Source organism: Streptomyces sp. NPDC006314 (assembly GCF_040613075.1).
Classification (GTDB): Bacteria; Actinomycetota; Actinomycetes; order Streptomycetales; family Streptomycetaceae; genus Streptomyces.
The window spans coordinates 83,374-101,284 of record NZ_JBEXRL010000018.1; the positions used below are offsets into that span (position 1 = coordinate 83,374).

At 68.7% G+C, this 17,911-nt stretch carries 18 protein-coding genes and 3 pseudogenes; 9 read left to right on the plus strand and 12 right to left on the minus strand.

What is annotated here, in order from left to right; genetic code table 11:
- Positions 1–790: 790 nt before the first annotated feature.
- Positions 791–1,324, minus strand: coding sequence for a GNAT family N-acetyltransferase (locus tag ABZ079_RS28060; RefSeq protein ID WP_356942216.1), 534 nt, complete (start codon positions 1,322–1,324; stop codon positions 791–793).
- A 378-nt stretch (positions 1,325–1,702) separates the two neighbouring features.
- On the opposite strand from ABZ079_RS28060, the gene ABZ079_RS28065 reads away from it, so the two are divergent.
- Both ABZ079_RS28065 and ABZ079_RS28070 read left to right on the plus strand, forming a co-directional pair.
- Positions 1,703–2,674, plus strand: coding sequence for a beta-ketoacyl synthase N-terminal-like domain-containing protein (locus ABZ079_RS28065; protein ID WP_356942217.1), 972 nt, complete (start codon positions 1,703–1,705; stop codon positions 2,672–2,674).
- 359 nt (positions 2,675–3,033) lie between these two features.
- Positions 3,034–3,480 carry a hypothetical protein gene (locus ABZ079_RS28070; RefSeq protein WP_356942218.1) on the plus strand — a complete coding sequence of 149 codons (447 nt, stop codon included), beginning with the start codon at positions 3,034–3,036 and terminating at the stop codon, positions 3,478–3,480.
- Between the two features lie 151 nt (positions 3,481–3,631).
- Here ABZ079_RS28070 and ABZ079_RS28075 read toward each other — a convergent pair whose 3' ends face one another.
- Both ABZ079_RS28075 and ABZ079_RS28080 read right to left on the minus strand, forming a co-directional pair.
- Positions 3,632–4,801 carry a hypothetical protein gene (locus ABZ079_RS28075; protein ID WP_356942219.1) on the minus strand — a complete coding sequence of 390 codons (1,170 nt, stop codon included), beginning with the start codon at positions 4,799–4,801 and terminating at the stop codon, positions 3,632–3,634.
- A gap of 482 nt (positions 4,802–5,283) precedes the next feature.
- Entirely contained in the window at positions 5,284–6,318 is a 1,035-nt protein-coding gene (locus ABZ079_RS28080) for an NAD(P)-dependent alcohol dehydrogenase (protein ID WP_356942220.1), read from the minus strand.
- 122 nt (positions 6,319–6,440) lie between these two features.
- Between ABZ079_RS28080 and ABZ079_RS28085 the strand changes: the two genes are divergently transcribed.
- Complete coding sequence (locus ABZ079_RS28085) at positions 6,441–7,106, plus strand: TetR/AcrR family transcriptional regulator (protein WP_356942221.1); 666 nt, start codon at positions 6,441–6,443, stop codon at positions 7,104–7,106.
- A gap of 441 nt (positions 7,107–7,547) precedes the next feature.
- Here ABZ079_RS28085 and ABZ079_RS28090 read toward each other — a convergent pair whose 3' ends face one another.
- Positions 7,548–7,937, minus strand: a complete 390-nt coding sequence (locus ABZ079_RS28090) for a hypothetical protein (protein WP_356942222.1) — start codon at positions 7,935–7,937, stop codon at positions 7,548–7,550.
- A 110-nt stretch (positions 7,938–8,047) separates the two neighbouring features.
- Between ABZ079_RS28090 and ABZ079_RS28095 the strand changes: the two genes are divergently transcribed.
- Together ABZ079_RS28095 and ABZ079_RS28100 are read left to right on the plus strand one after the other, a co-directional pair.
- Entirely contained in the window at positions 8,048–8,296 is a 249-nt protein-coding gene (locus tag ABZ079_RS28095) for a hypothetical protein (RefSeq protein WP_356942223.1), read from the plus strand.
- The gene (locus ABZ079_RS28100) at positions 8,293–8,685 is read left to right on the plus strand and encodes a GntR family transcriptional regulator (protein WP_356942224.1); all 393 of its coding nucleotides are present in this window, start codon (positions 8,293–8,295) and stop codon (positions 8,683–8,685) included. The genes ABZ079_RS28095 and ABZ079_RS28100 overlap by 4 nt, the downstream gene beginning before the upstream one ends.
- Before the next feature lie 99 nt (positions 8,686–8,784).
- On the opposite strand, the gene ABZ079_RS28105 is transcribed toward ABZ079_RS28100, so the two are convergent.
- The 5 genes and pseudogenes from ABZ079_RS28105 to ABZ079_RS28125 form a co-directional block, all read right to left on the minus strand.
- Positions 8,785–9,318 carry a hypothetical protein gene (locus ABZ079_RS28105; protein ID WP_356942225.1) on the minus strand — a complete coding sequence of 178 codons (534 nt, stop codon included), beginning with the start codon at positions 9,316–9,318 and terminating at the stop codon, positions 8,785–8,787.
- A gap of 113 nt (positions 9,319–9,431) precedes the next feature.
- Positions 9,432–10,068: pseudogene (locus tag ABZ079_RS28110) on the minus strand (transposase); the annotation flags it as partial.
- 15 nt (positions 10,069–10,083) lie between these two features.
- Positions 10,084–10,353, minus strand: coding sequence for a hypothetical protein (locus ABZ079_RS28115; protein ID WP_356942226.1), 270 nt, complete (start codon positions 10,351–10,353; stop codon positions 10,084–10,086).
- Positions 10,354–10,453: 100 nt separating this feature from the next.
- A complete protein-coding gene (locus tag ABZ079_RS28120) occupies positions 10,454–11,296 on the minus strand; it encodes a sigma-70 family RNA polymerase sigma factor (protein WP_356942227.1) in 843 nt (280 codons plus the stop codon).
- Positions 11,289–11,483 carry a hypothetical protein gene (locus ABZ079_RS28125; RefSeq protein ID WP_356942228.1) on the minus strand — a complete coding sequence of 65 codons (195 nt, stop codon included), beginning with the start codon at positions 11,481–11,483 and terminating at the stop codon, positions 11,289–11,291. Before ABZ079_RS28125 ends, ABZ079_RS28120 begins: the two co-directional genes overlap by 8 nt.
- A gap of 440 nt (positions 11,484–11,923) precedes the next feature.
- Here ABZ079_RS28125 and ABZ079_RS28130 point away from each other — a divergent pair, with 440 nt between their 5' ends.
- Complete coding sequence (locus ABZ079_RS28130; protein ID WP_356942229.1) at positions 11,924–12,247, plus strand: transposase; 324 nt, start codon at positions 11,924–11,926, stop codon at positions 12,245–12,247.
- An 18-nt stretch (positions 12,248–12,265) separates the two neighbouring features.
- Here the strand turns inward: ABZ079_RS28130 and ABZ079_RS28135 are convergent, their stop codons facing one another.
- Both ABZ079_RS28135 and ABZ079_RS28140 read right to left on the minus strand, forming a co-directional pair.
- Positions 12,266–13,534 carry a hypothetical protein gene (locus ABZ079_RS28135; protein ID WP_356942230.1) on the minus strand — a complete coding sequence of 423 codons (1,269 nt, stop codon included), beginning with the start codon at positions 13,532–13,534 and terminating at the stop codon, positions 12,266–12,268.
- A gap of 35 nt (positions 13,535–13,569) precedes the next feature.
- Positions 13,570–13,871 (minus strand): annotated as a pseudogene (locus ABZ079_RS28140) (IS5/IS1182 family transposase); the annotation flags it as partial.
- A gap of 98 nt (positions 13,872–13,969) precedes the next feature.
- Here ABZ079_RS28140 and ABZ079_RS28145 point away from each other — a divergent pair.
- The 3 genes and pseudogenes from ABZ079_RS28145 (at position 13,970) to ABZ079_RS28155 (ending at position 16,374) form a co-directional block, all read left to right on the plus strand.
- Positions 13,970–14,608: an HAD-IA family hydrolase gene (locus ABZ079_RS28145; RefSeq protein WP_356942283.1), complete on the plus strand. Its 639-nt coding sequence runs from the start codon at positions 13,970–13,972 to the stop codon at positions 14,606–14,608.
- A pseudogene (locus tag ABZ079_RS28150) lies at positions 14,595–15,197 on the plus strand (transposase); the annotation flags it as partial. The gene ABZ079_RS28145 and the pseudogene ABZ079_RS28150, both read left to right, overlap by 14 nt.
- Positions 15,198–15,510: 313 nt before the next feature.
- Positions 15,511–16,374, plus strand: a complete 864-nt coding sequence (locus ABZ079_RS28155) for an alpha/beta hydrolase (RefSeq protein WP_356942231.1) — start codon at positions 15,511–15,513, stop codon at positions 16,372–16,374.
- 368 nt (positions 16,375–16,742) lie between these two features.
- On the opposite strand, the gene ABZ079_RS28160 is transcribed toward ABZ079_RS28155, so the two are convergent.
- Positions 16,743–17,828, minus strand: a complete 1,086-nt coding sequence (locus tag ABZ079_RS28160; protein ID WP_356942232.1) for a helix-turn-helix domain-containing protein — start codon at positions 17,826–17,828, stop codon at positions 16,743–16,745.
- Between the last annotated feature and the right edge of the window lie 83 nt (positions 17,829–17,911).

Consider the following 17,911-nt stretch of genomic DNA (forward strand, 5'->3'; position numbering starts at 1 on the left):
CGCTGCCCACGCTGGGGCAGAAGAGGCTGTCCACGGCCACGGGCAGCGTCCGTTCGGGCAGGGTCCACGTCATGCCGTGATGCCTTCCACGTCGGTGTCGCGCAGGTTCGATCTGGTCGGCAGCCGAGTCCAGGCCGTTGTCCGTGCCCAGGTAGAGAGTCTGCTGATGGCCCTCGAAACGACGTCGGCGGGCGAATCCGAGAGCCTCGCCGTTGCCTTGCGTCCGTACCTGTCCGAGACCCGCTCTTCTTCGCCGGCCTGACCGGCAAGGAGGCAACCCAGGCGCATCACCCGCGCGGTAGCTGAGTGGCCTATGAGTCAGGCTGGCGAGTCAGATCTGAGGCGCCGATGCGCTACATCCATCCGCCTCGCCTCATGAGTGGGGGGATGTGTTTCCTGCTGGTCGCCCTCTTGGTCTGCCTACCTGGACCTTCGTCTGAGCCGCAAGGACGGTCCTCCGATCGCCGTGGAGATCGACCGCGCAGACGACAGCACCGCCATCGACAAGCTCTGTGACGAGGCTCTCTGCGGACGCCCCGCGCTCTGGATCCACTGGCACGGAGGGATGCGTGCCCCGCTCCCGGCGGGCTCACCCGCCTGCACCTGCCGACGCAGTCCAGCCGCTCTCCGACTCCTTCGCCCGGGGCCTCGCACGGAGACGTGGCTGCGGCCCGAGTAGAGCGCGTGGCGGGCAGCAGCATGGACCCGGGAGCCGGGCACGGTCTGGGTCCAAGCCGGGGACGTATGGACAGTAGCCGGCCCTCTTTGGATGACCGACGGCTCGGCCGGTTCACGCCTGGAACTCGGTGAGGTCGATGGTGTGAACGCGCAGTGGATAGCCGTACTCCGGGTGCGCCGTCTCTCGCTCCAGCACCATGCCGAGCTTGCGGATGACGTTCTCGGAGGCGTCGTCACCCACCCGACTGATGCTGATGACGCGGTCGATGCCGCGGTCCTGGACGGCAAACTCCAGCGTGGCATGGGCGGCTTCGGATGCGTAACCCTGGCCCCAGAACTGTGAGCCGAGCCGCCAGCTGATCGCGACCGCGGGCAGTACCTCCGGCAGGAACTCGGGTACGGACAGACCCGTGAAGCCGGCCAGCTCACCTGAAGCCAGCAGCTCGACGGCGAAGAGTCCAAAGCCTTCCTCGTCCCACTCCTCCTCCCACCGCTCGATGGCCTCTACCGTATGGTCCAGGCCGCACACCGAGCCATCGTCGATCCAGCGCATGACCCGCGGATCCGCGTTGATGTCCGCCATAGGCGCGAGGTCGTCGTCATGCCAGCGACGGAGGAGGAGGCGGGGTGTACGGATCTCGGTCATGGCGCTCATCTTGCCGAAGGCAGCGGCCTCATCGGTAATCGGCGCTGGCCTGTGCCGCGACTACGGCGCCGCGTTCACGTGAGAACGCGGGCGGAGGGTGCCGGCGAACGATGGGCCATTCCCTGCGGGTGCGGGGAGGAGATCCGGTCTTCAGGCCGTGCCCACATGATGGCGGGGCCGCCCCTGCGGGTGTGGGGATGACCCCCACACCACGGCCGGCACTGTACGGTGGCCCCTTTGGATCGATCTCGCCGCATAGAGCCTGCGCAGACCTCGGGTCAAGACCATCTACTTATGCCTCATCGCACCCCTGCCTACTCGGGTGGCCGGGGCAAAGGTCTCTAGCTGGCGAGCTCAAGGGCCGCCGCATCGGCGTGTATGTCGGGAGGGCGTGCCACCCACACGCCGGATCCGGCCCGCCTGGAGCGGGCGAAGAACCCGGTGGTCGTCACCGGCCAGAACTACCTGGCCGCGAACGTCTCGCAATTCTTCGACCTGCGCGGTCCCAGCGTGGTGATCGACACCGCCTGCTCCTCGTCCCTCGTGGCGATGGACATGGCCGTGCAGGCACTGCGTACCGGGGACACCGAGGCGGCCGTCGTCGCGGGGGTAAGCCTGCTGGCGGACGATCGTGCACACCAGGTGTTCGGGCGGCGCGGGCTGCTCAATCGCGGAGCCGAGTTCCATGTGTTCGACCGCCGGGCGGCGGGGCTGGTGCTCGCCGAGGGCCTCGGGGTCGTCGTTTCGAACCCGCTGGCCCGGGGCATGTTCCCCGGCCAGGGCTCCCAGTACTACCGGATGGGCCAGGAACTCTTCGACACCGACCCGGTGTTCGGCGCCGCGCTGCGACGCCATGACGCCCCGGTCGTGGAGGACCTCAGGGAGTCGGTGCTGGCACGTGTTTTCGACCCCGTGCGACGCAAGAATGAACCGTTCACCGAGACCGGGATCACCCACCCGGCGATCGTCATGATCGAGCTGGCGCTGGCGAAGACCCTGCAGGCCGCGGGGATCCAGCCGGACTATCTGCTGGGCGCCAGCCTCGGCGAGTACACCGCGGCCGCCGTGTCGGGCAGCCTTGCCCCGGCCCACTGCCTGAGGCTGCTGCTCCGCCAGGCCGGCGCGCTGCGGGCGGGGCCCCGCGACGGCATGCTCGCTGCGCTCGCGGGGCCGGAGGTGATCGACCGGATACCCGCCCTGCGGGCCTGTGACATCGCGGCCCGCGATTACCCGGACCACTTCGTGGTCGCGGGTACCGAAAAGGACCTGGTCCACGCCGAGTCCGCACTGCGCCCGCCGAGGTTGTGCACCAGCGCGTGCCGGTCCAGTACGGTTACCACTCCCGCCTGATAGACCCGGTACTCGACGGCTGTCAGAAGGCTTTCGAGGGAGTGGACTTCGCACCGCCGCGCATCCGTGGGTGTCCTGCGTGGACGGCGGTCTGGTGGACCGGCCGACCGTGGAGCACTTCACGAAGGTCGCCCGACGGCCCATCGAATTCGCGGACACCATCGCTATGCGGGAGCGGGGGAGTTCCTCTACCTGGACCTCGGCCCGTCCGGCACCCTGCACAACTTCGTGCGCCAGAACCTCTTGGCGGCCGAGACCCTGGCGGCCCCGGTCCGGTGGGCCGCGACGGTGCGCACCCTGATGGGACACGGCGACTTCGAGTTCGTGAGCTGTGCCCCAGCCGCGTACTCACCAAGCTGGTGAACCGCATCAGGGAGGCTGCCGAGCCGCTTCCGGCACCGTCCGCACCGCCCGGGCCCGCGGTGCCCCGTACCGCCACCGCCGCCGCCGTGATCGAGGCCTCGGGCTTCCCCCTGATCACGCCGACCCTGGTCCGGTTCCGGCTCAAGGGCGGACGGATCATCGCGAAGGTGTCCCGGAGCGACGTCGCCGCGGCGTTCCTGGCCCCGCCACCGGAGCGTGTGGTGCGGCGGTTGCTCGAAGCGGGGGAAGTGACCGAGGCGGAGGTGCGCTCGGCGGCGGCGCGGCCCATGGCGGACGACCTCTGCGTGGAGGCGGACGGCGGCTGGCTGAGCAGCACGGCCGACCTGCCGACCCTGCTGCCGACGGTTCTCCGCCTGCGGGACGAGAAGGCCGCCGACACCCTTATGCGGCGCGGTGGGGTGAAGTGGAGAACTCTGCACTGACACCGGTGCCCCCGCCCGGCACCCTGGGTGCCCCGTGCAGCTCAACAACCCGCTGCACCGATGTTGCGGTTACCGTCCGCACGCGGTGCTGAGGCGTGAAGTACCGACCGGTGTGCGGGTCGTCTGTCGTTGGGTGACGCCCCGGTCCCGCTCAGCGCCAGTCGATGAACACGGCGGCGTCACCGAGCGTGGAGAACTCTCCGGTCCGTTGCACCTTCTTGGGCGTGGAGCCCGATGTGGTGTCGCAGAGGTAGTAGTCCCTCACGGTGCCGTTCACTGAGAGAAACGCGAACCTCCGCCCGTCGGGGGAGACCACCATCCCGTAGTTGTGATGATCGTTGCTGGGAACGATAGGCGCACCGGGTTTCGCCTCCGGGGAGATGTCAAGCCTGGCGAACCTGCCCTCGTAGGTGTTCTCTGCGTCGCACAGCACCGCGGCGTTGCCGAGCCAGCCCACCTGGCCCCCGCCGTCACAGGAGACGAAGCGACCCTTCTCCACAAGATCCGGGCCCACTGCCCGGCGATCTGCCGAGAGTTCCAGGACGTGGCTCTCGGACAGCAGCCGCTTTCCGTCCGGCGAGAGGTGAGCGTCGCTGGCTAGCACCGCCCTGCTCGGAGACCCCACCATGACGAGGTGCCTTTCGCCGACAGTCTCGACGCGTAGGTGGTCGGCCGTCTTGTGGTCACCGGCAAGTGCTCGACTCGCGACGCGTCCTGTGGCTGAGTTCCCGTTCTGGCCGACCGCGTCGTAGGTGAACCAGACCTCACTGCCGTCCCGCGAGAAGGCCGCGTTGTCCTCGTGCGGGGTGTCACCGAAGTCCTTGTTGCCGGTCAAGTCGGTGAACCTACCCGAACGGTCGACGTATCCGACATGGCTCGCTTCCGTCTGCGGGTCCTCGGTTACCACGGCCATCTTGGTGAATTCCTGATCGAAGAGCGACCTGATGGCCGTCACATCCCCGGCATCAGCGGGCTGCTTGTCCGCCTCGCACAGATCCCTCACGGCGGTATTGGGCCTGGCCTTGTCGGACTCGACAACCGCCGCGTCCGGCAGGCGGAACTCCACGTGCGCGACGTGCTTCCAGCTCTGCGGATTCCAGCCGTCGACGTCGACGACTCCACCACTGCCGTTCCCCGGCGAGCACACGGCCGTGACCATCACGTTCCGCTGTGGGAAACCGTCACTGACGTCGGACCCCTGTGAGCTCTCCCTGCTGTCGGCTCCCGGCCCGTGCCGATCGCTGTCCGGTGAACAGGCGGCAAGGCTTGCTGCCAACGCCAGCGAGAGGAGAACCGCAGTCGCTTTCGGCGTGCCCACCATTCATCTGCCCCCTATCCAGTGTCGGACTGCAGCGTACAGAGGAGCTCGACCCGCAACGATGTACTTCACCCATCGCCACCGGCGTCTTCCAAAGTACCGTCGCGCCCCGACACCGGGTGCAAAAGGGCCCGGACCGCTGTCGTTGGGACGCCCTGCTCACGGACCTGCCCGGCGACTACGCCGCAGCGGCCCGGACCGTACGCTCCGCCTGGGCCAACGCTCCGCGATTTACCGGAGGTTGATCGGCCGGTCACCACCACTGCCTCCAGCACAGCCCGCCGATACGGAGCATCGAGACGCCCGGCCCGGGAGGCTGTGACTGACTGTCTCAGTTTGCCAGTGAGCGCTTCAGATGGCCGCTGTGTGCTCAGTGCCGGGGGGTCGCCTTGCCGTTGTCGGGCAAGCGGGGCAGTCAGTCACCAGATGTGGCGTTGTTCCGATGCCGCGGGTGGATGGCGTGACGTCGGCTCGGGCCTACGGCGTCATTCGGCGGGCAGGGCGAGCGCCAGCTTGCCCGTGACGCGGCCGTCGAGAAGGTGTCTGACGGCTGCGGCGGTCTCGGCCAGTGGGTAGACGCGGTCCACGACGGGGCTGAGCGTGCCCGCGTCGATGAGAGTGGTCAGGTCGCGCAGGCCGTCGGCGTGCTCGGAGCAGATGAAGGTGCCCAGGTGCCGGCCGGTGAACGGGGACAGCATCTGGGCGCGGAGCTGCCGGTCAGCGCCGCCGAGCCAGGGATCCTGCGTCTCGCCGCCGGTGATGACCAGCCTGCCGCGGGGCGTGAGAGCGTGGCGCAGGTCCCACAGCCCGCGGTTGCCGGCGATGTCGATGATGGTGTCGTAGCGTTGTCGGCCGGCGAGGAAGTCCTCGCGGGTGTAGTCGATCACGTGGTCGGCGCCCAGCGCCCGTACCGCGTCGAGCTTCGGTGTGCTCGCGACGGCCGTCACCTGGGCACCGAAGGCGCGGGCGAGTTGGACGGCGAAGGTGCCCACTCCACCGGCGGCTCCCGTGATCAGGACCTGCTGGCCCTCCCGGACCTTGCCCTTGTCGCGGACGGCCTGGAGCGCGGTGAGCGCGCTCACGGGAACCGTCGCTGCCTCCTCGAAGGTGAGTCCTTGCGGTTTGGGGGCGATCCTGTGGGGACGGGTGGCGGCGTATTCGGCGAACGCGGCGACTGCCGTGCCGTAGACCTCGTCGCCGGGCGCGAAACCGGTCACCTCAGAACCGACCGCCTCGACGACACCGGCGATGTTGCGGCCGGGGTTGGGGAGCCTCGGCCTGCGCAGCCCGCTCACGGGCCGGACCGCGTACGGCAGACCGGCCATCATGTGCCAGGTGCCCCGGTCCACGCTGGAGGCGCGCACCCGGACCAGTACCCCGCCCGGCCCGATGCTGGGGCGGGCGAGCCGTTCGGTGCCCAGCACGGCTTCCGGGTCGGCGCCGTAGCGCTCCTGCACGACGGCCACCATCGTCTTCGTCCCACCGGTGGGGGCGACTGGTTCGCTCAGGTTCGGCATCATCACTGCTCCCGTTCCGCCTGCGCGTTCACTTACGCCGTAAGTGCAGGCTTACGCCGTAAGTAGAGCACTTACGGCGTAAGCTCGTCAATGCTGGGAGACCCGAGAGGAAGTGACCGTCCAACGTGACCCGACGTCCCACCCCGCAGCCGCCCCGCGAGACGCTCACCCGACAGCGGGTGCTGCGGGCCGCCGTCGAACTCGCCGACACGGGCGGCCTCGAGACGCTCAGCATGCGAAAGCTCGGCGAGGCCGTCGGAGTCGAGGCAATGTCCCTGTACAACCACGTGGCCAACAAGGAGGACCTGCTCGACGGCATGGTCGACCTGGTCTTCGGCGAGGTCGAGTTGCCCGCGCCGGGTGACGGCTGGCGACAGGCGATGCGGCAGCGGGCGATCTCCATGCGCCTCGCGCTGTCTCGCCACCGCTGGGCGATCGGGCTGATGGAGTCGCGGTCCACTCCCGGCCCGGCCACCCTGCGTCACCACGAGGCCGTTCTCGGATGCCTGCGTCAGGGCGGGTTCTCCCTCGCTCAGACCGCCCATGCCATCTCGGTTCTCGACAGCTACATCTACGGGTTCGCCCTGCAGGAAAAATCCTTGCCCCTCGGCACCCCGCAGGAGATCGCCGAACTGGCGGAGGCCATCATGAGCGGTTTCGGCGACGGCGAGTACCCGTACCTGACCGAGATGGCGACCGCTCACGTCATGCGTCCCGGATATGCCTACGGCGACGAGTTCGACTACGGACTGGACCTCATCCTCGACGGCCTCCAGCAAGCGGCGGGCTGACGGGCCGGCGGTGAGCCCACCGCACCATCCAGTGCACTGTGCTGATGGCCCCACGTGAGCCGGCACCCACGAGCAGCCGGTCAGAGCCAGGCCACGGCCACCCGGATTCGAGCCTGAGAACGATCACGTGGTGGCCAACTTGGCGCAGACGGCCAACTGAAGCGCTCGATCACTGAGGCGTGCACGTCTTCACCGGGTCGTCAGGCCAAGGGCCTCCAGCCTGGAATGGGCACTTTGCGCAAGCGTTCGGGGAACGGTCGCGGTGATCGTTCCCCGAACGGGATTCTCTGCGGCTGGTGTGGCACGGGAGAGACGAACGCCGCGCGTTGACCGCGCCATCCGGAGCGCCCCGGCGAGTTCCGCAGTGTGATCAATATGGCGCTGATGGTCAGTAATCTCGTTCTCGGTCGACCTGGCTACCGGTCCCGGTTTGGCAGGGGTTCACCAGCAGAACCATCCGTTCTGCACGTACCCCTCCGCGTTGACGTTGCCCCAGGCGAAGCCGCGCACGTACTCGCTGCCGAACTCCGCGTAGTTCTGGTACACGGTGAACGTCTGTCCACTGGTGAGATGGGCGAACGACGTACCACCGTAGGAGCTGCGGACATCGAGCGTCTGAGCGCACACGGTCAGGCGCTTACCGACGTCGCTGTATTGCGCCCACCGGTAGGGGCCGCCGGCGTAGGCAGCGGACTGGGTGACGGCGAGCATCAGCGCCGTGAGTACGGCGGTGAGAGAGCCTCCGAGAACGGCACGCCGCGCCATCCGCCGGGGGCGACGGATCTCGCGCGGGGTCGATTCGGACTGCTGACGTAACGCTGACGCGACCACGGTGCTGTCTCCTTGCCTCGGTGAATCACAGCACGGACACGGTAAATGGACAGGCTGGCTTGCGATAGCCACACAGGTCAGTGGTGGACACGGTCAAGCCACCTTCGGGGATGAGTAGCCGACTGGCCGTCGTGGCCGTCTGGGGCTTCGTCGTCTCCGTCTCGCTGTGGGGTGTGGCCTCGACAGCTTCGGGCGCTCTGTCAAGCATGAAGTGCGACGGCACGGCCGGCACCGTGGCCAACGCGGTTCTGCTGCCGCTGGCGCTGGTCTCCCTGGTGACCATGGCGTGGATGCTCTTCCCCGTCTGCTCGCCCCGAGCAACGTGGCGAGGCCGGGCAGCCCGAGGAGAGCGCCGGTGAGCGGCGCCGCCGTCCGGGTCGACACGACCAGTCCGGTCCCGCCCTACGAGCAGATCCGCGCTCAGCTCGCCGACCTGATCGGCAGCGGTCGGCCGGCCGAAGGCGAACGGCTGCCGACGGTGCGGCAACTGGCCTCGGACCTCGGCCTCGCAGCGGGCACCGTGGCCCGCGCGTACCGGGAGCTGGAGACAGCCTCCCTGATCCGCACCCGACGTGGCGCGGGGACGCGGGTGGCTCTGTCCCCACCAGGCACCCACCGCACGGAACCGCCCGAACTCACCGCGACGACAAGAGACTTCGTCGCCTGGGCAGCAGCAATGGGTTTCGCAGAGGATGCCGTATGGGAAGCCGGAAGCCGTACGCCGCGCTTCCGGGAGCGGGAGGCGTGATGCGCCTGCCTCCAGCGATGGACTGAACGGGAGATGCCCCAGAACCAAGGACCACCCCACTTACGTGGGGGCGCCATCAGCGTGGCCTGAGCTTGCCGTTCAACCTGCGGCGCGGGGGGCCTGCTCTCCGGCAGGGATGAAGATGGCTACGTAGTCCTCGAACCCCTCGCTGAGCCCCCATTCCTTGCGGGCCATTGCGGCTTCGTACCGGGCTCGGGAGTCCTCTCGGCCCCTGGCGTAGACGTGAACCCTGTAGATCGTCGCTGGGTGAAGCGTCAGGGTTGGGGCGAACCCTTGGTCACCCGGAAGCCAGCCCATCGCCGGCGTGGCGGGGCCGGTGGTGGGGCCGGAGATTCCCATCCGGCCTCCGTAGATGGGCCGGTACAGCCAGGAACCGAGCGATTGCCATTGTTCCGTCCGCTGCTCAGGCTCGGCCTCGGCGGCCATCAGGGTTACCCAGGCATCGTGTGCCTGGACGCGACTGACGACGGTGAGCCTGCCGGGTGTGACGATCACGGGCTCGTCGGTATGAAAGTCCGGCAGATCGTCGACACTCTCGAATCCCTCCTCGATGCGCTCGGCAATGTAGAAGTGCGAGTACTCGATACCGACGACACCGCTGACTATGTCCATCTCCGCACCCTACGTGCCGATCGAATCGCTGGGGGCGGGGCTTGTTCGTCGGGGTTTGGTGCCGATGTTGTGGTGTGCGAGTCGTGTGGTCGTGTGTAGGACTCGCCGGTGGCGAGGACGCGTCCGACGTCGTGGCGGGTGGCGGGCTGTCGGTTCTTCGAGCCGAGCGGGCGGCCGGGGCCGGGCTTGGTGGGTTCTGGTGCACCTGCTGGCGCGCCTGTCTTCGCACGGAGGTTCCTGAACCCCCGCCGGACCCGGGCGGGGGTGAGTCTGTTCGGCCGGGTCCAGCCGAGAGTCTGCTTGAGCAGACCAAACGTGTGCTCAACGTCGAACTGCGCAGGGCTTGTTCACCCCGCCGCTGGGCAGCTTCTCGACCGTCAACCTGATCACGGTGCCCTCAATTAGGGGCAATGGTCCCTCGTGGTCGCTCCAAGCGGCCCGGCGGGTGAGCCGGGGGTGGAGCCGGTCCCAGGCCTGGGCGGTTGCGGTTCCGTAGCGGTCGGGCGAGTACGGCCAGCCGGACACCATCTGGTGCTTGCCCAGGCCCCGACCGAAGGTGTGGCAGAACGATCGGTCCGAGCATGTGTCGGCGTCCGGCCGCAGCCACGGAGACACGTCTACCGCCAACACCAGGCGGCCGTCCCTGGCCCGTGGCAACGGCACACCCGCCAAGGCCCTCCGCAGCCGGGCAGCGTCGATCCAGCCCCGGTTCAGCCCGGAGTACAAGGCCCCGTGACCACGGCGGTGTTCCGGCGCTGAGAAGGCTCAGTTCTTCACGACGACTGCCGGATCCTCACCGGGCCGCCGGGCCGCCGGGCCGCCGGGCCGCCGGTCGACCGGTTCGCTTCGGTGCAGCCAGCGCCGCATGTCCTCGGTGAACAGCCCCGCGCAGCACGCGGACGATGCGACGCAGCCGAGCGCCACTCCGGCGGCCGGCTTCAGCGCAACGTGGTCAGGTGCCCCGGGCGGCGGCCCCAGCCGGTTGTCGACGTGGCGACGTGGGTCGACCGTCATGACGACGACCTGCGTTCCCACCGGTGACTGCTCCCCCTGGAGCTGTCGATGGAACCGGAGATGTCGCGAGGACGGCTGACCGCTTTGATCATCCGTTTGAGGCGCTCTTCGCCCACGCGCGCTAGAGCGGGGGAGCCGTCGGGTCACCCGTGTAGATCGGCTCGTAGGAGTGGAGGTCCGGTTCTTGGATCGGGTCTCTCGCCTGTGCGGCCTCGGCTTCGGCTCGTTCCGTGCGCGCCGCCCGGCGCCGGCGCAGTATGCGAACGAACCAGGACAACGCCAACCAGAGCAGTAGGGAGCCGAGCACGCTGACAGCGGTCCAGGCGAGAAACCTCGGCGCCAGCGACGACAGAACCTTCACCGGGTCGCCACCCGCGGCGGGTTCCGCGAGTTGCCTGCCCATCCTGAGCCACGCCACCGACCAACTGGTCAGCACCACAGCCAGGGCGCCGACAGCTAGCTTGAGGGTGCGCACCGCCCGAAAGACATGGGTGGCCACCGTCCCCGGTTTCGTCCCCATCGCCTCGGCCGTCTCCGCCTGGGTGAGCCCGAGCACCTTGGTGGCCAGCACCGCCGTCCGCTGTCGAGGCGGCAGCGCGCTGAGCGCCGCCTCGATGTCCAGCCGTAAGTCGGCCGTGCGGCACAGGTCAGCGGGACCGGCATACTCCAGCGTCACGTCAGCGTCCCTGGAGCCGTAGCCCAGACCGGAGTGGTAGCGCCGGGCCGCCCGCCGAGCCTCGTACTCGATGACGGTGAAGACGTAGGGGCGCAGCTTCTCTACCGGCTCGCCATGAGCGAGCACGCCGGCGAGAGCGTTCTGCACCACGTCTTCGGCGTCCACCCACGCCGACGGGACGTCAAACGTCCGCAGCCACTGGCGTGCGCGGCCGACCATCTGCCCGTACCGCTCAGCCACCAGGGCCGAGACCACCTCGGCGGGCTCTACCGCCTGCCCCTCAGCCATGCCACCCTCGCCTCACCGCGCGACGCGCACTGTCCGCCTCGCCGCCCGACTCGCGCCGGGCGCGCATCAGCTCGGCCTTTCCAGCCGCACGGATGCGGAAGGCGATGCCGTGCAGCACGCTGCTCACCCCCGGCGCGCATACGGCCACCAGGAACACCACGACGGCGCCAACGCCCGTACTCTCCATGACAACCCCCTCCAGTCTGCGGCCTCGAGCGCCTCACCCGGAAGCGGCCGGCCGTACTGCCCCCCTGACAGTCGAAGGGCCAGTGGATTCTTGACACGACGGCCGAGATTTTTTCTCGAGGGACGGAACTGACAGTCGTGGGATCGGCAGGGTGGAGGGCCATCACTCCGAGGGTGGCTGCGAAGGAACGACCCTTCGACGCATCGATGCCCGGACTGCGACGCGGTGCAAGTGGGTGACCGGGCGTTGAGGCGCCGTTCGGCGCCAAGGCCGGAAGGCGGGGGAGGGGTCAGCCGTTGAATGAGTCGGGCGCGCGGAGGACCGCTGCGACGCGTTCACCGCACTCGGAGAGCGTTTCGGCTACCCGGAGTTCCTCGTTGACCACAACCTCAACGCCGGCTAGCGCATGTCTGTTTGATGCGCAGCACAGTTGATCGGGCATGCCTGTTCGGGACCGAATCGACCCGCTGATGCCGGCCGACCCGGTCCACGGACGGCGGTGGGCCGACCACCGTCGCACGCTCGAAGCCATCGCGTGGAGATACCGCACCAGATGGCCCTGGTGGGACATCCCGACGAACTCGGCCCGTTCCCAGACGGCTCACAAGGATGCCTGCAAGCAGCACAAAACCGTCGAGCGGAGCATCAACCGCCTCGAACAGTGGCCGCGGCCTGGCCACACGAACCGACGAGCTCGTGATCGCCTACCAGGCCGCACTCCACCGCGCCGCCGTCGTCATCCGGACACGATGCTGACCGGATAGACAGAACCTGGGCAGCGGTTATGAGCCGTCTGCGTGGACCGCGTAGACGTACCGTTTGCCGGCGTACTCGCTGAGGTTCCAGATCACGGATTCGCTGTAGGCCCAGCCGGACGCGCCGCTGCTGTGGAAGCTGAGGTCCTCGCAGCCGATGGCCAGGTCGCAAACGGTGGTCGCGGTCGAGGCGCCGGAGTTGACGGTGCGCAGTGAGCCCTTGGTTGACGGACCGGCGCTCGTGGAGAGGTAGTACTTGCTGTTGTGGGACACCACTCCCTGGATCTTTTCCTGGGCGACGGTGACGGCTTCGGACGCGGTGAGCGAGGCGAGCTGCCGATTGGTGTAGTCGAGGTTCCAGCGGACCACCTTGGGCGTGGTCGTACCGGGGGCGGTGCCGTTGAAGGTGCCGTCGGTGTAGTCGACGGCCCCCGACTTGGAGTACTCGCTCACGACCAGGCTGTCGGGGGTGCTGGTGCGGTCCAGCCCGATTGTGGTGTAGCGCAGGTACGTTCCCGCGTTGTCGTAGGCGTGGCTCTGCGGCAGGACGTACTGGTACCCGTAGCCGTAGTACGAGCCGTCGGTGTGCAGACCGCACACGTCCACCTCGGCGGTGGCGACCTTGAACAGGGTGTTCAAGTCGAACACCCTCAACCCCTTGTAGGTGTCGACGACATAGAGCAGGTTGCCGTACCACAAGATGCCGCCGGCGTGCTTGCGGATGGGGTTGAAGGAGTACTCGCCGGTGTCGGACATGACCGGCTCGACCAGAAGAACGTGCCGGTACGTCGGTTTCGTGGAGGTCGTGTAGTCGACGAGGGTCAACCGCAGGCCCTTGTCGAGGGAGTACTCGTCGGTTCCGTCGCCGTCGGGGTCTGTTTCGAAGTACCAGGAGACGAGGACGACCCTATTGGTGCCACCTGCCGGATAGAGCCCGTTGCCGTAGGCGTCGGCGCTGGTCGTGACACCTTGCGGGATCCAGTAGTCGACCGCCTGGTCGCCGCCGTCCCAGGCGAACCCGGTCGAGAACGCCTCGACGGTGCTGGGCGCGCTGGTGAGGTGGGTCGCACTGCGGTTGGTGCCGGCGATGACGGTCGTCGCGTCCACCTTGGTCAGCTTGGTAGCCAGGCCGGCGGTCAGGTCGGCGAACTCGCCGTAGCCGTTGGTCGATCGGCTGGTGAGACTGAACTGGCCGGCATTGATGGTTGCCGCTTCGGCGACGGTGGGAATCAGGCTGCCGGCCGCTGCGGCGAACGGCGCCGCGGTCAGCCCCTTCAGAATCGTCCTTCGTGTCATGGTCACGATCGGAGGACTATAGCTCAGACCGTGTCCTACATGGTCAGTTCGAGGAGCCGTTCGTGGCAGCAGAGAGCGGATGCCAGTCCGAGAAGAATAGTTGCCGGGGTGCCGCTCGTGGCAGTGTTGAGACGGCGATCGCCGGTCAGTCAGCACATGGTGCGTTCGATGACCAACCTTCGGCGGCCGAGCCGTTCACTGGAGTCGATGCCCGCGCGGGCGAAACGGACGCCGATGCGCTGCGTTGGCCGCGGAAAGCCGGACGCGGCAGTCCGTCCGCGTCGGACAGGACGTCCACCTTGGAACCGGGCTTACCCCGGTCCACCGGGCTGGGACCCGCAAGTTCGCACCGTCTTCAAGAGCTGTCCCGCAATCGCTCGTTCCGCAGCCTGGCATGATCGACGGGTGTCCAGTGAACTTACGCGGCGGGGCCGCATGAAGTGCGTCCTGTTCGATGTCGACGGCACGTTGATCGACGCGGCGAGCAACCAGCGTAGGGTCTGGAGCACTTGGGCGGAGCGGTACGGGCTTGATGCGGACGAGGTCTACCAGGTGGCTCTGCGGACGCGACCGATAGAGACGTTCGCACAGATCGCTGCGGACCGAGATCCGCGCGAGTGCCTGGCCACGCTGCATGAGCTGGAGGACGAAGACGTCCGATCCGGCGTCTACAAGGCCTTCGACGGCGCGTCGGAGCTGCTGCACGGCCTGCCACTGACGTCCTGGGCGCTGGTGACCTCGAACTATGAGCACCGGGTGCGCGGCCGTTTTCTGCGGACGGGCTTGCCGGTACCGGGTGTGATCGTGGACGCGGCCGCTGTCGAGGAGGGCAAGCCCTCTCCCGCACCGTATCTGCTGGCCGCTGAACAGCTCGGAGCCGAGCCGGGAGACTGCCTGGTGATCGAGGATGCCCCCTCCGGAGTGCGGTCCGGGCTGTGCGCCGGGATGACGGTGTGGGGGGTGAACGCCGCCGCCGCGGTGGAGGGCGTGCATCGCCACTTCGTCAGTCTGCGTGAGGCGGTTCCCCACATCCTGGCCTTCGTGTCCGACCCACACGGGCATGCCGCAGCCTGAGCCTGTCCGCCGGCACCGGGTATCACTGAGAGCGGCGCCCGAGCCGTCTTGGATAGTCCCCTTCGACGGCCGTGAAGCGTGCCCTTGGAGGACCGGGTGCTGCTGGTGGCGCACCACGTTACGCCGCGCCAGTTCGCCCCGCTCTTCGGCATCTCGAAGTCAGCCGCCGACCGGATCATCGACCACCTCGGGCCTCGCTGGCCCGCAGTCTCGCAAACCCGACGCCGACACCCGACTCGTGGTCGCCGTGGGCCGGCCGGTGCCCGGCAACCGCTACGACTGCAGGGCATGGGAGCTGTCCGGCGCCAAAGGCCGGGTCGGAAAGGCCGAGTGATCGCGGACGGCGGATGTCGGGGCACCGGACTGGTCGTCCCGCACCGCCGCGAACGCGGCCGCCGGGGAAACTCCCGGCTTGGGAAGCCTGGGAAGAGGAACACGACACCTCCGGCCGCAAGGTCCGCGCCCGCGTCGAGCGCGCCGTCGCCCGCATGAAGAGCTGGAAGATCCTCCGTGACTGCCGCCCGAGGGGCGAAGGCGTCACCACGCCGTGCTCGGCCTCGCCCGTCTGCACAACCTCGCCCTGGCCGGACAGGGGCAAGAGCGGGAGCGAGGGCTGGGATGGGCGGCGAAGACACAAGCGGAACGGCTCGTCCGGGTAGTGCGGATGATCTTCACTGAGTACTGTGAAGCAGCAACGGATGATGGCCAGCTTGCCCCAAGTCGCCCTCGAGATCCCGCGTTTGACCGCTGGCGCTCGCCGTGCACGAAACCGTCTCAGGTGAGGATGGTGCGCCGCGGGACGACGACTCGTTCCCCGGCCTCGGCCGTGAGGCGGTTCGCTTCGCCGGAACTGGCAATGCGCGTGCCGCCGACGTCGCAGAGGCCAGAAAGTGAGCAGGCAGATGCAACCGACGTTCGTACTGGTTCACGGAGCTTTCGCGAACTCCTTTTCCTTCGCGCCGCTCCAAGCCGAACTCGGCCTCCTCGGACACCGCTCCGTCGCCGTCGACCTTCCAGGGCACGGGTTCGCGGCGACGTACCCGCGCGCCTACCAGGCGCCGCAGGACCTCGAAGGGCTCGCCACCGCGCCCGGGGCCATCAAGGGTGTCATGCTCGCCGACAACGCCAGGCACCTCATCGGGATACTGGAGCGAGCCAAGCGGAACGGGCCCGTCATCCTCGTCTCCCACAGCCGAGGCGGCATGACGGCCACCGTTGCGGCCAATCAGCGGCCCGACCTGATCGACCGCATCGTCTATGTCTCCGCCTGGTGCCCAGTCGACCTGGACGTCAGCGCCTACTACGCCGAGCCCGAGATGGCCACGGTCGACGCCACAGGGCTGGCCTCGGCGATGGTCGGGAACCCTGCCGAGCTCGGGTTGCTGCGCTCCAACTTCCGCACCGCCGACCCTGGCGTCCTCGCGGCCTTCAAGGCGGCCTTCCTCGCCGACGGGACGGACGAGGAGTTCATGGTCTTCCTCAACACCTTCCAGCCCGACGAGAACCTCGACGCCGGCACACCCGATGACCGGGCACAGTCCGACACTTGGGGGCGGATACCCAAGACGTACATCCGGCTGGCTGAGGACACCAGCGTGCCGCTCGCCATGCAGGACCGGATGATCCGCGAGGGCGACGCGCTGACGCCGGAGAACCCCTACGACGTCCGTACGCTCGCCGGCAGTCACCTGAAATGGTTGGTCGACCCGGCACCGGCGGCCCGGGTGCTGGGCGAAATCGCCGCACTCTTGCCCGCGGACTCGTGATCGGAGCCAGAGGAGGAGAACGGCGGCGGTGACAGTGCCGAGGTAGGCGTAGCCTCGAACAGGGCCAGCAGGTGAGTCAGGGCGCGGCCCGTCAGGCGCGACAGGTCGTCTCGCCTCCGCCCCGCCCCCTCAACCGCCAGCAGGTGACGCCGACGCCCGGCCGCCCCGCAAGACGTCACCGGCCTTCGGCGCCTTCCATTGGCCGCCCTTCGCCGGGACATGTGGCCAGGGGGGCCATCCGGCGGTGCGGCTGGTGTGCCGCCCGGGTGCCCGGGTCGGTCGGCGGTCGCTCCGGGCGTGGCCGGCGCCTGCCGAGTCGGACGGTGCGGCGAAGGCGGTGGTCGCCCACTCACGGCAGACCGGAGTACTCAGCGCAGTACGGCCGCCAACAGGTCGCCGCCCAGCGTCATCAGGTCGGGCAGATTGAGGGTGTGACGGACGTAACGACCGCGCCGCCGAGCCGTGAGCAGGCCCGCGCGGCGGAGGACGGCGAGGTGGCGGGACACCTCCGGTGGCGAGAGTTCCCAGAAGTGAGCCAGCTCGCCGGTGGTGTGTGGGCCGCGGGCCAAAGTGCGCAGCAACCGCAGCCGTACCGGATGCGCGAGCGCCTCCAGCCGGAGGGTGACCGTTTCCAGAGAGACCGGCTCCGCCGGACCCGACTCGGCGACGGGGTACTGCACCACCGGATGCCACCCGGGAGCGTGGACCGCCACCAGGTGCGGGCGGCCGAAGACGCTGGGGATGAAGGTTACCGCCGCGCGACGGGCGGCGGTGACCTTGTCCTGCACCTTGTCCACGACGATGCAGTCACCGTCCGATGCCAGGGTGACCGCGCCGGAGACCGAGGCGAGTGCCGCCCCGATGCCGCGGTGGCGGAGCAGTTCGTTCTTCAGGCGCAGATCGGTGGCGAGCTGCACCGCGACATCCGCCCAGGCGGCGTCGAAGAAGGCCTCGGCGCATTCCTCGAGGGTGTGGCGCACCCGCGCCCGCACCGCGGCCGGATCCGTGAGCAGCCGTTCCGCGAAGGCCTCCTGTAGCGCGCCGCGGGCCTGGGCCACGTCCAGGGCCCGCTCGCGCGCGGCGGTGTCGGTGAGCGGCGACGTCCCGGGGGAATGGACCCGGTTGCTGCCGCACGTCGTGACGAGCGCGGCGGTCACATACCTCTCGTCGTCCATGCGGTCCACGTCGTCCAGTTCCTCGGCGAGGGTCGGCCGGGGACGCGCGGGGATCAGGAAGTCGGCCTGCGAGGAACGCCAGAGGAAGTCCGCCTCCCGCAACCGCTCGGCCAGTTCCGGCCGCAGCCCGGCCCAGACGTCCGCGGCCCAGCCGGCGAACCGCGGATGGTGACCGGGTTCGGCCAGCACGTGCAGCATCGCGGTCAGCTCGGCCAGCGGGGAGGCGGCGAACCGCACCCGTTCGGACGGCAGACCGCCGATGTCGATCCTCAGCGTCATCCCCTCATCATCACCGCCCGGACGGCCGGCCATGGCGTCGGTTGACGATATGCGTCAACCGACGTGCCCGACCCCGGCGGCCG

Coding starts and splice junctions, on each gene's coding strand:
- ABZ079_RS28080 (WP_356942220.1), bottom strand. CDS start 6,318: ATGATGCCGAACCTGAGCGAACCAGTCGCCCCCACCGGTGGGACGAAG.
- ABZ079_RS28060 (WP_356942216.1), bottom strand. CDS start 1,324: ATGACCGAGATCCGTACACCCCGCCTCCTCCTCCGTCGCTGGCATGAC.
- ABZ079_RS28125 (WP_356942228.1), bottom strand. CDS start 11,483: ATGGAGAGTACGGGCGTTGGCGCCGTCGTGGTGTTCCTGGTGGCCGTA.
- ABZ079_RS28160 (WP_356942232.1), bottom strand. CDS start 17,828: ATGACGCTGAGGATCGACATCGGCGGTCTGCCGTCCGAACGGGTGCGG.
- ABZ079_RS28130 (WP_356942229.1), top strand. CDS start 11,924: ATGCCTGTTCGGGACCGAATCGACCCGCTGATGCCGGCCGACCCGGTC.
- ABZ079_RS28135 (WP_356942230.1), bottom strand. CDS start 13,534: ATGACACGAAGGACGATTCTGAAGGGGCTGACCGCGGCGCCGTTCGCC.
- ABZ079_RS28075 (WP_356942219.1), bottom strand. CDS start 4,801: ATGGTGGGCACGCCGAAAGCGACTGCGGTTCTCCTCTCGCTGGCGTTG.
- ABZ079_RS28105 (WP_356942225.1), bottom strand. CDS start 9,318: ATGGACATAGTCAGCGGTGTCGTCGGTATCGAGTACTCGCACTTCTAC.
- ABZ079_RS28155 (WP_356942231.1), top strand. CDS start 15,511: ATGCAACCGACGTTCGTACTGGTTCACGGAGCTTTCGCGAACTCCTTT.
- ABZ079_RS28120 (WP_356942227.1), bottom strand. CDS start 11,296: ATGGCTGAGGGGCAGGCGGTAGAGCCCGCCGAGGTGGTCTCGGCCCTG.
- ABZ079_RS28145 (WP_356942283.1), top strand. CDS start 13,970: ATGAAGTGCGTCCTGTTCGATGTCGACGGCACGTTGATCGACGCGGCG.
- ABZ079_RS28095 (WP_356942223.1), top strand. CDS start 8,048: ATGAGTAGCCGACTGGCCGTCGTGGCCGTCTGGGGCTTCGTCGTCTCC.
- ABZ079_RS28065 (WP_356942217.1), top strand. CDS start 1,703: ATGTCGGGAGGGCGTGCCACCCACACGCCGGATCCGGCCCGCCTGGAG.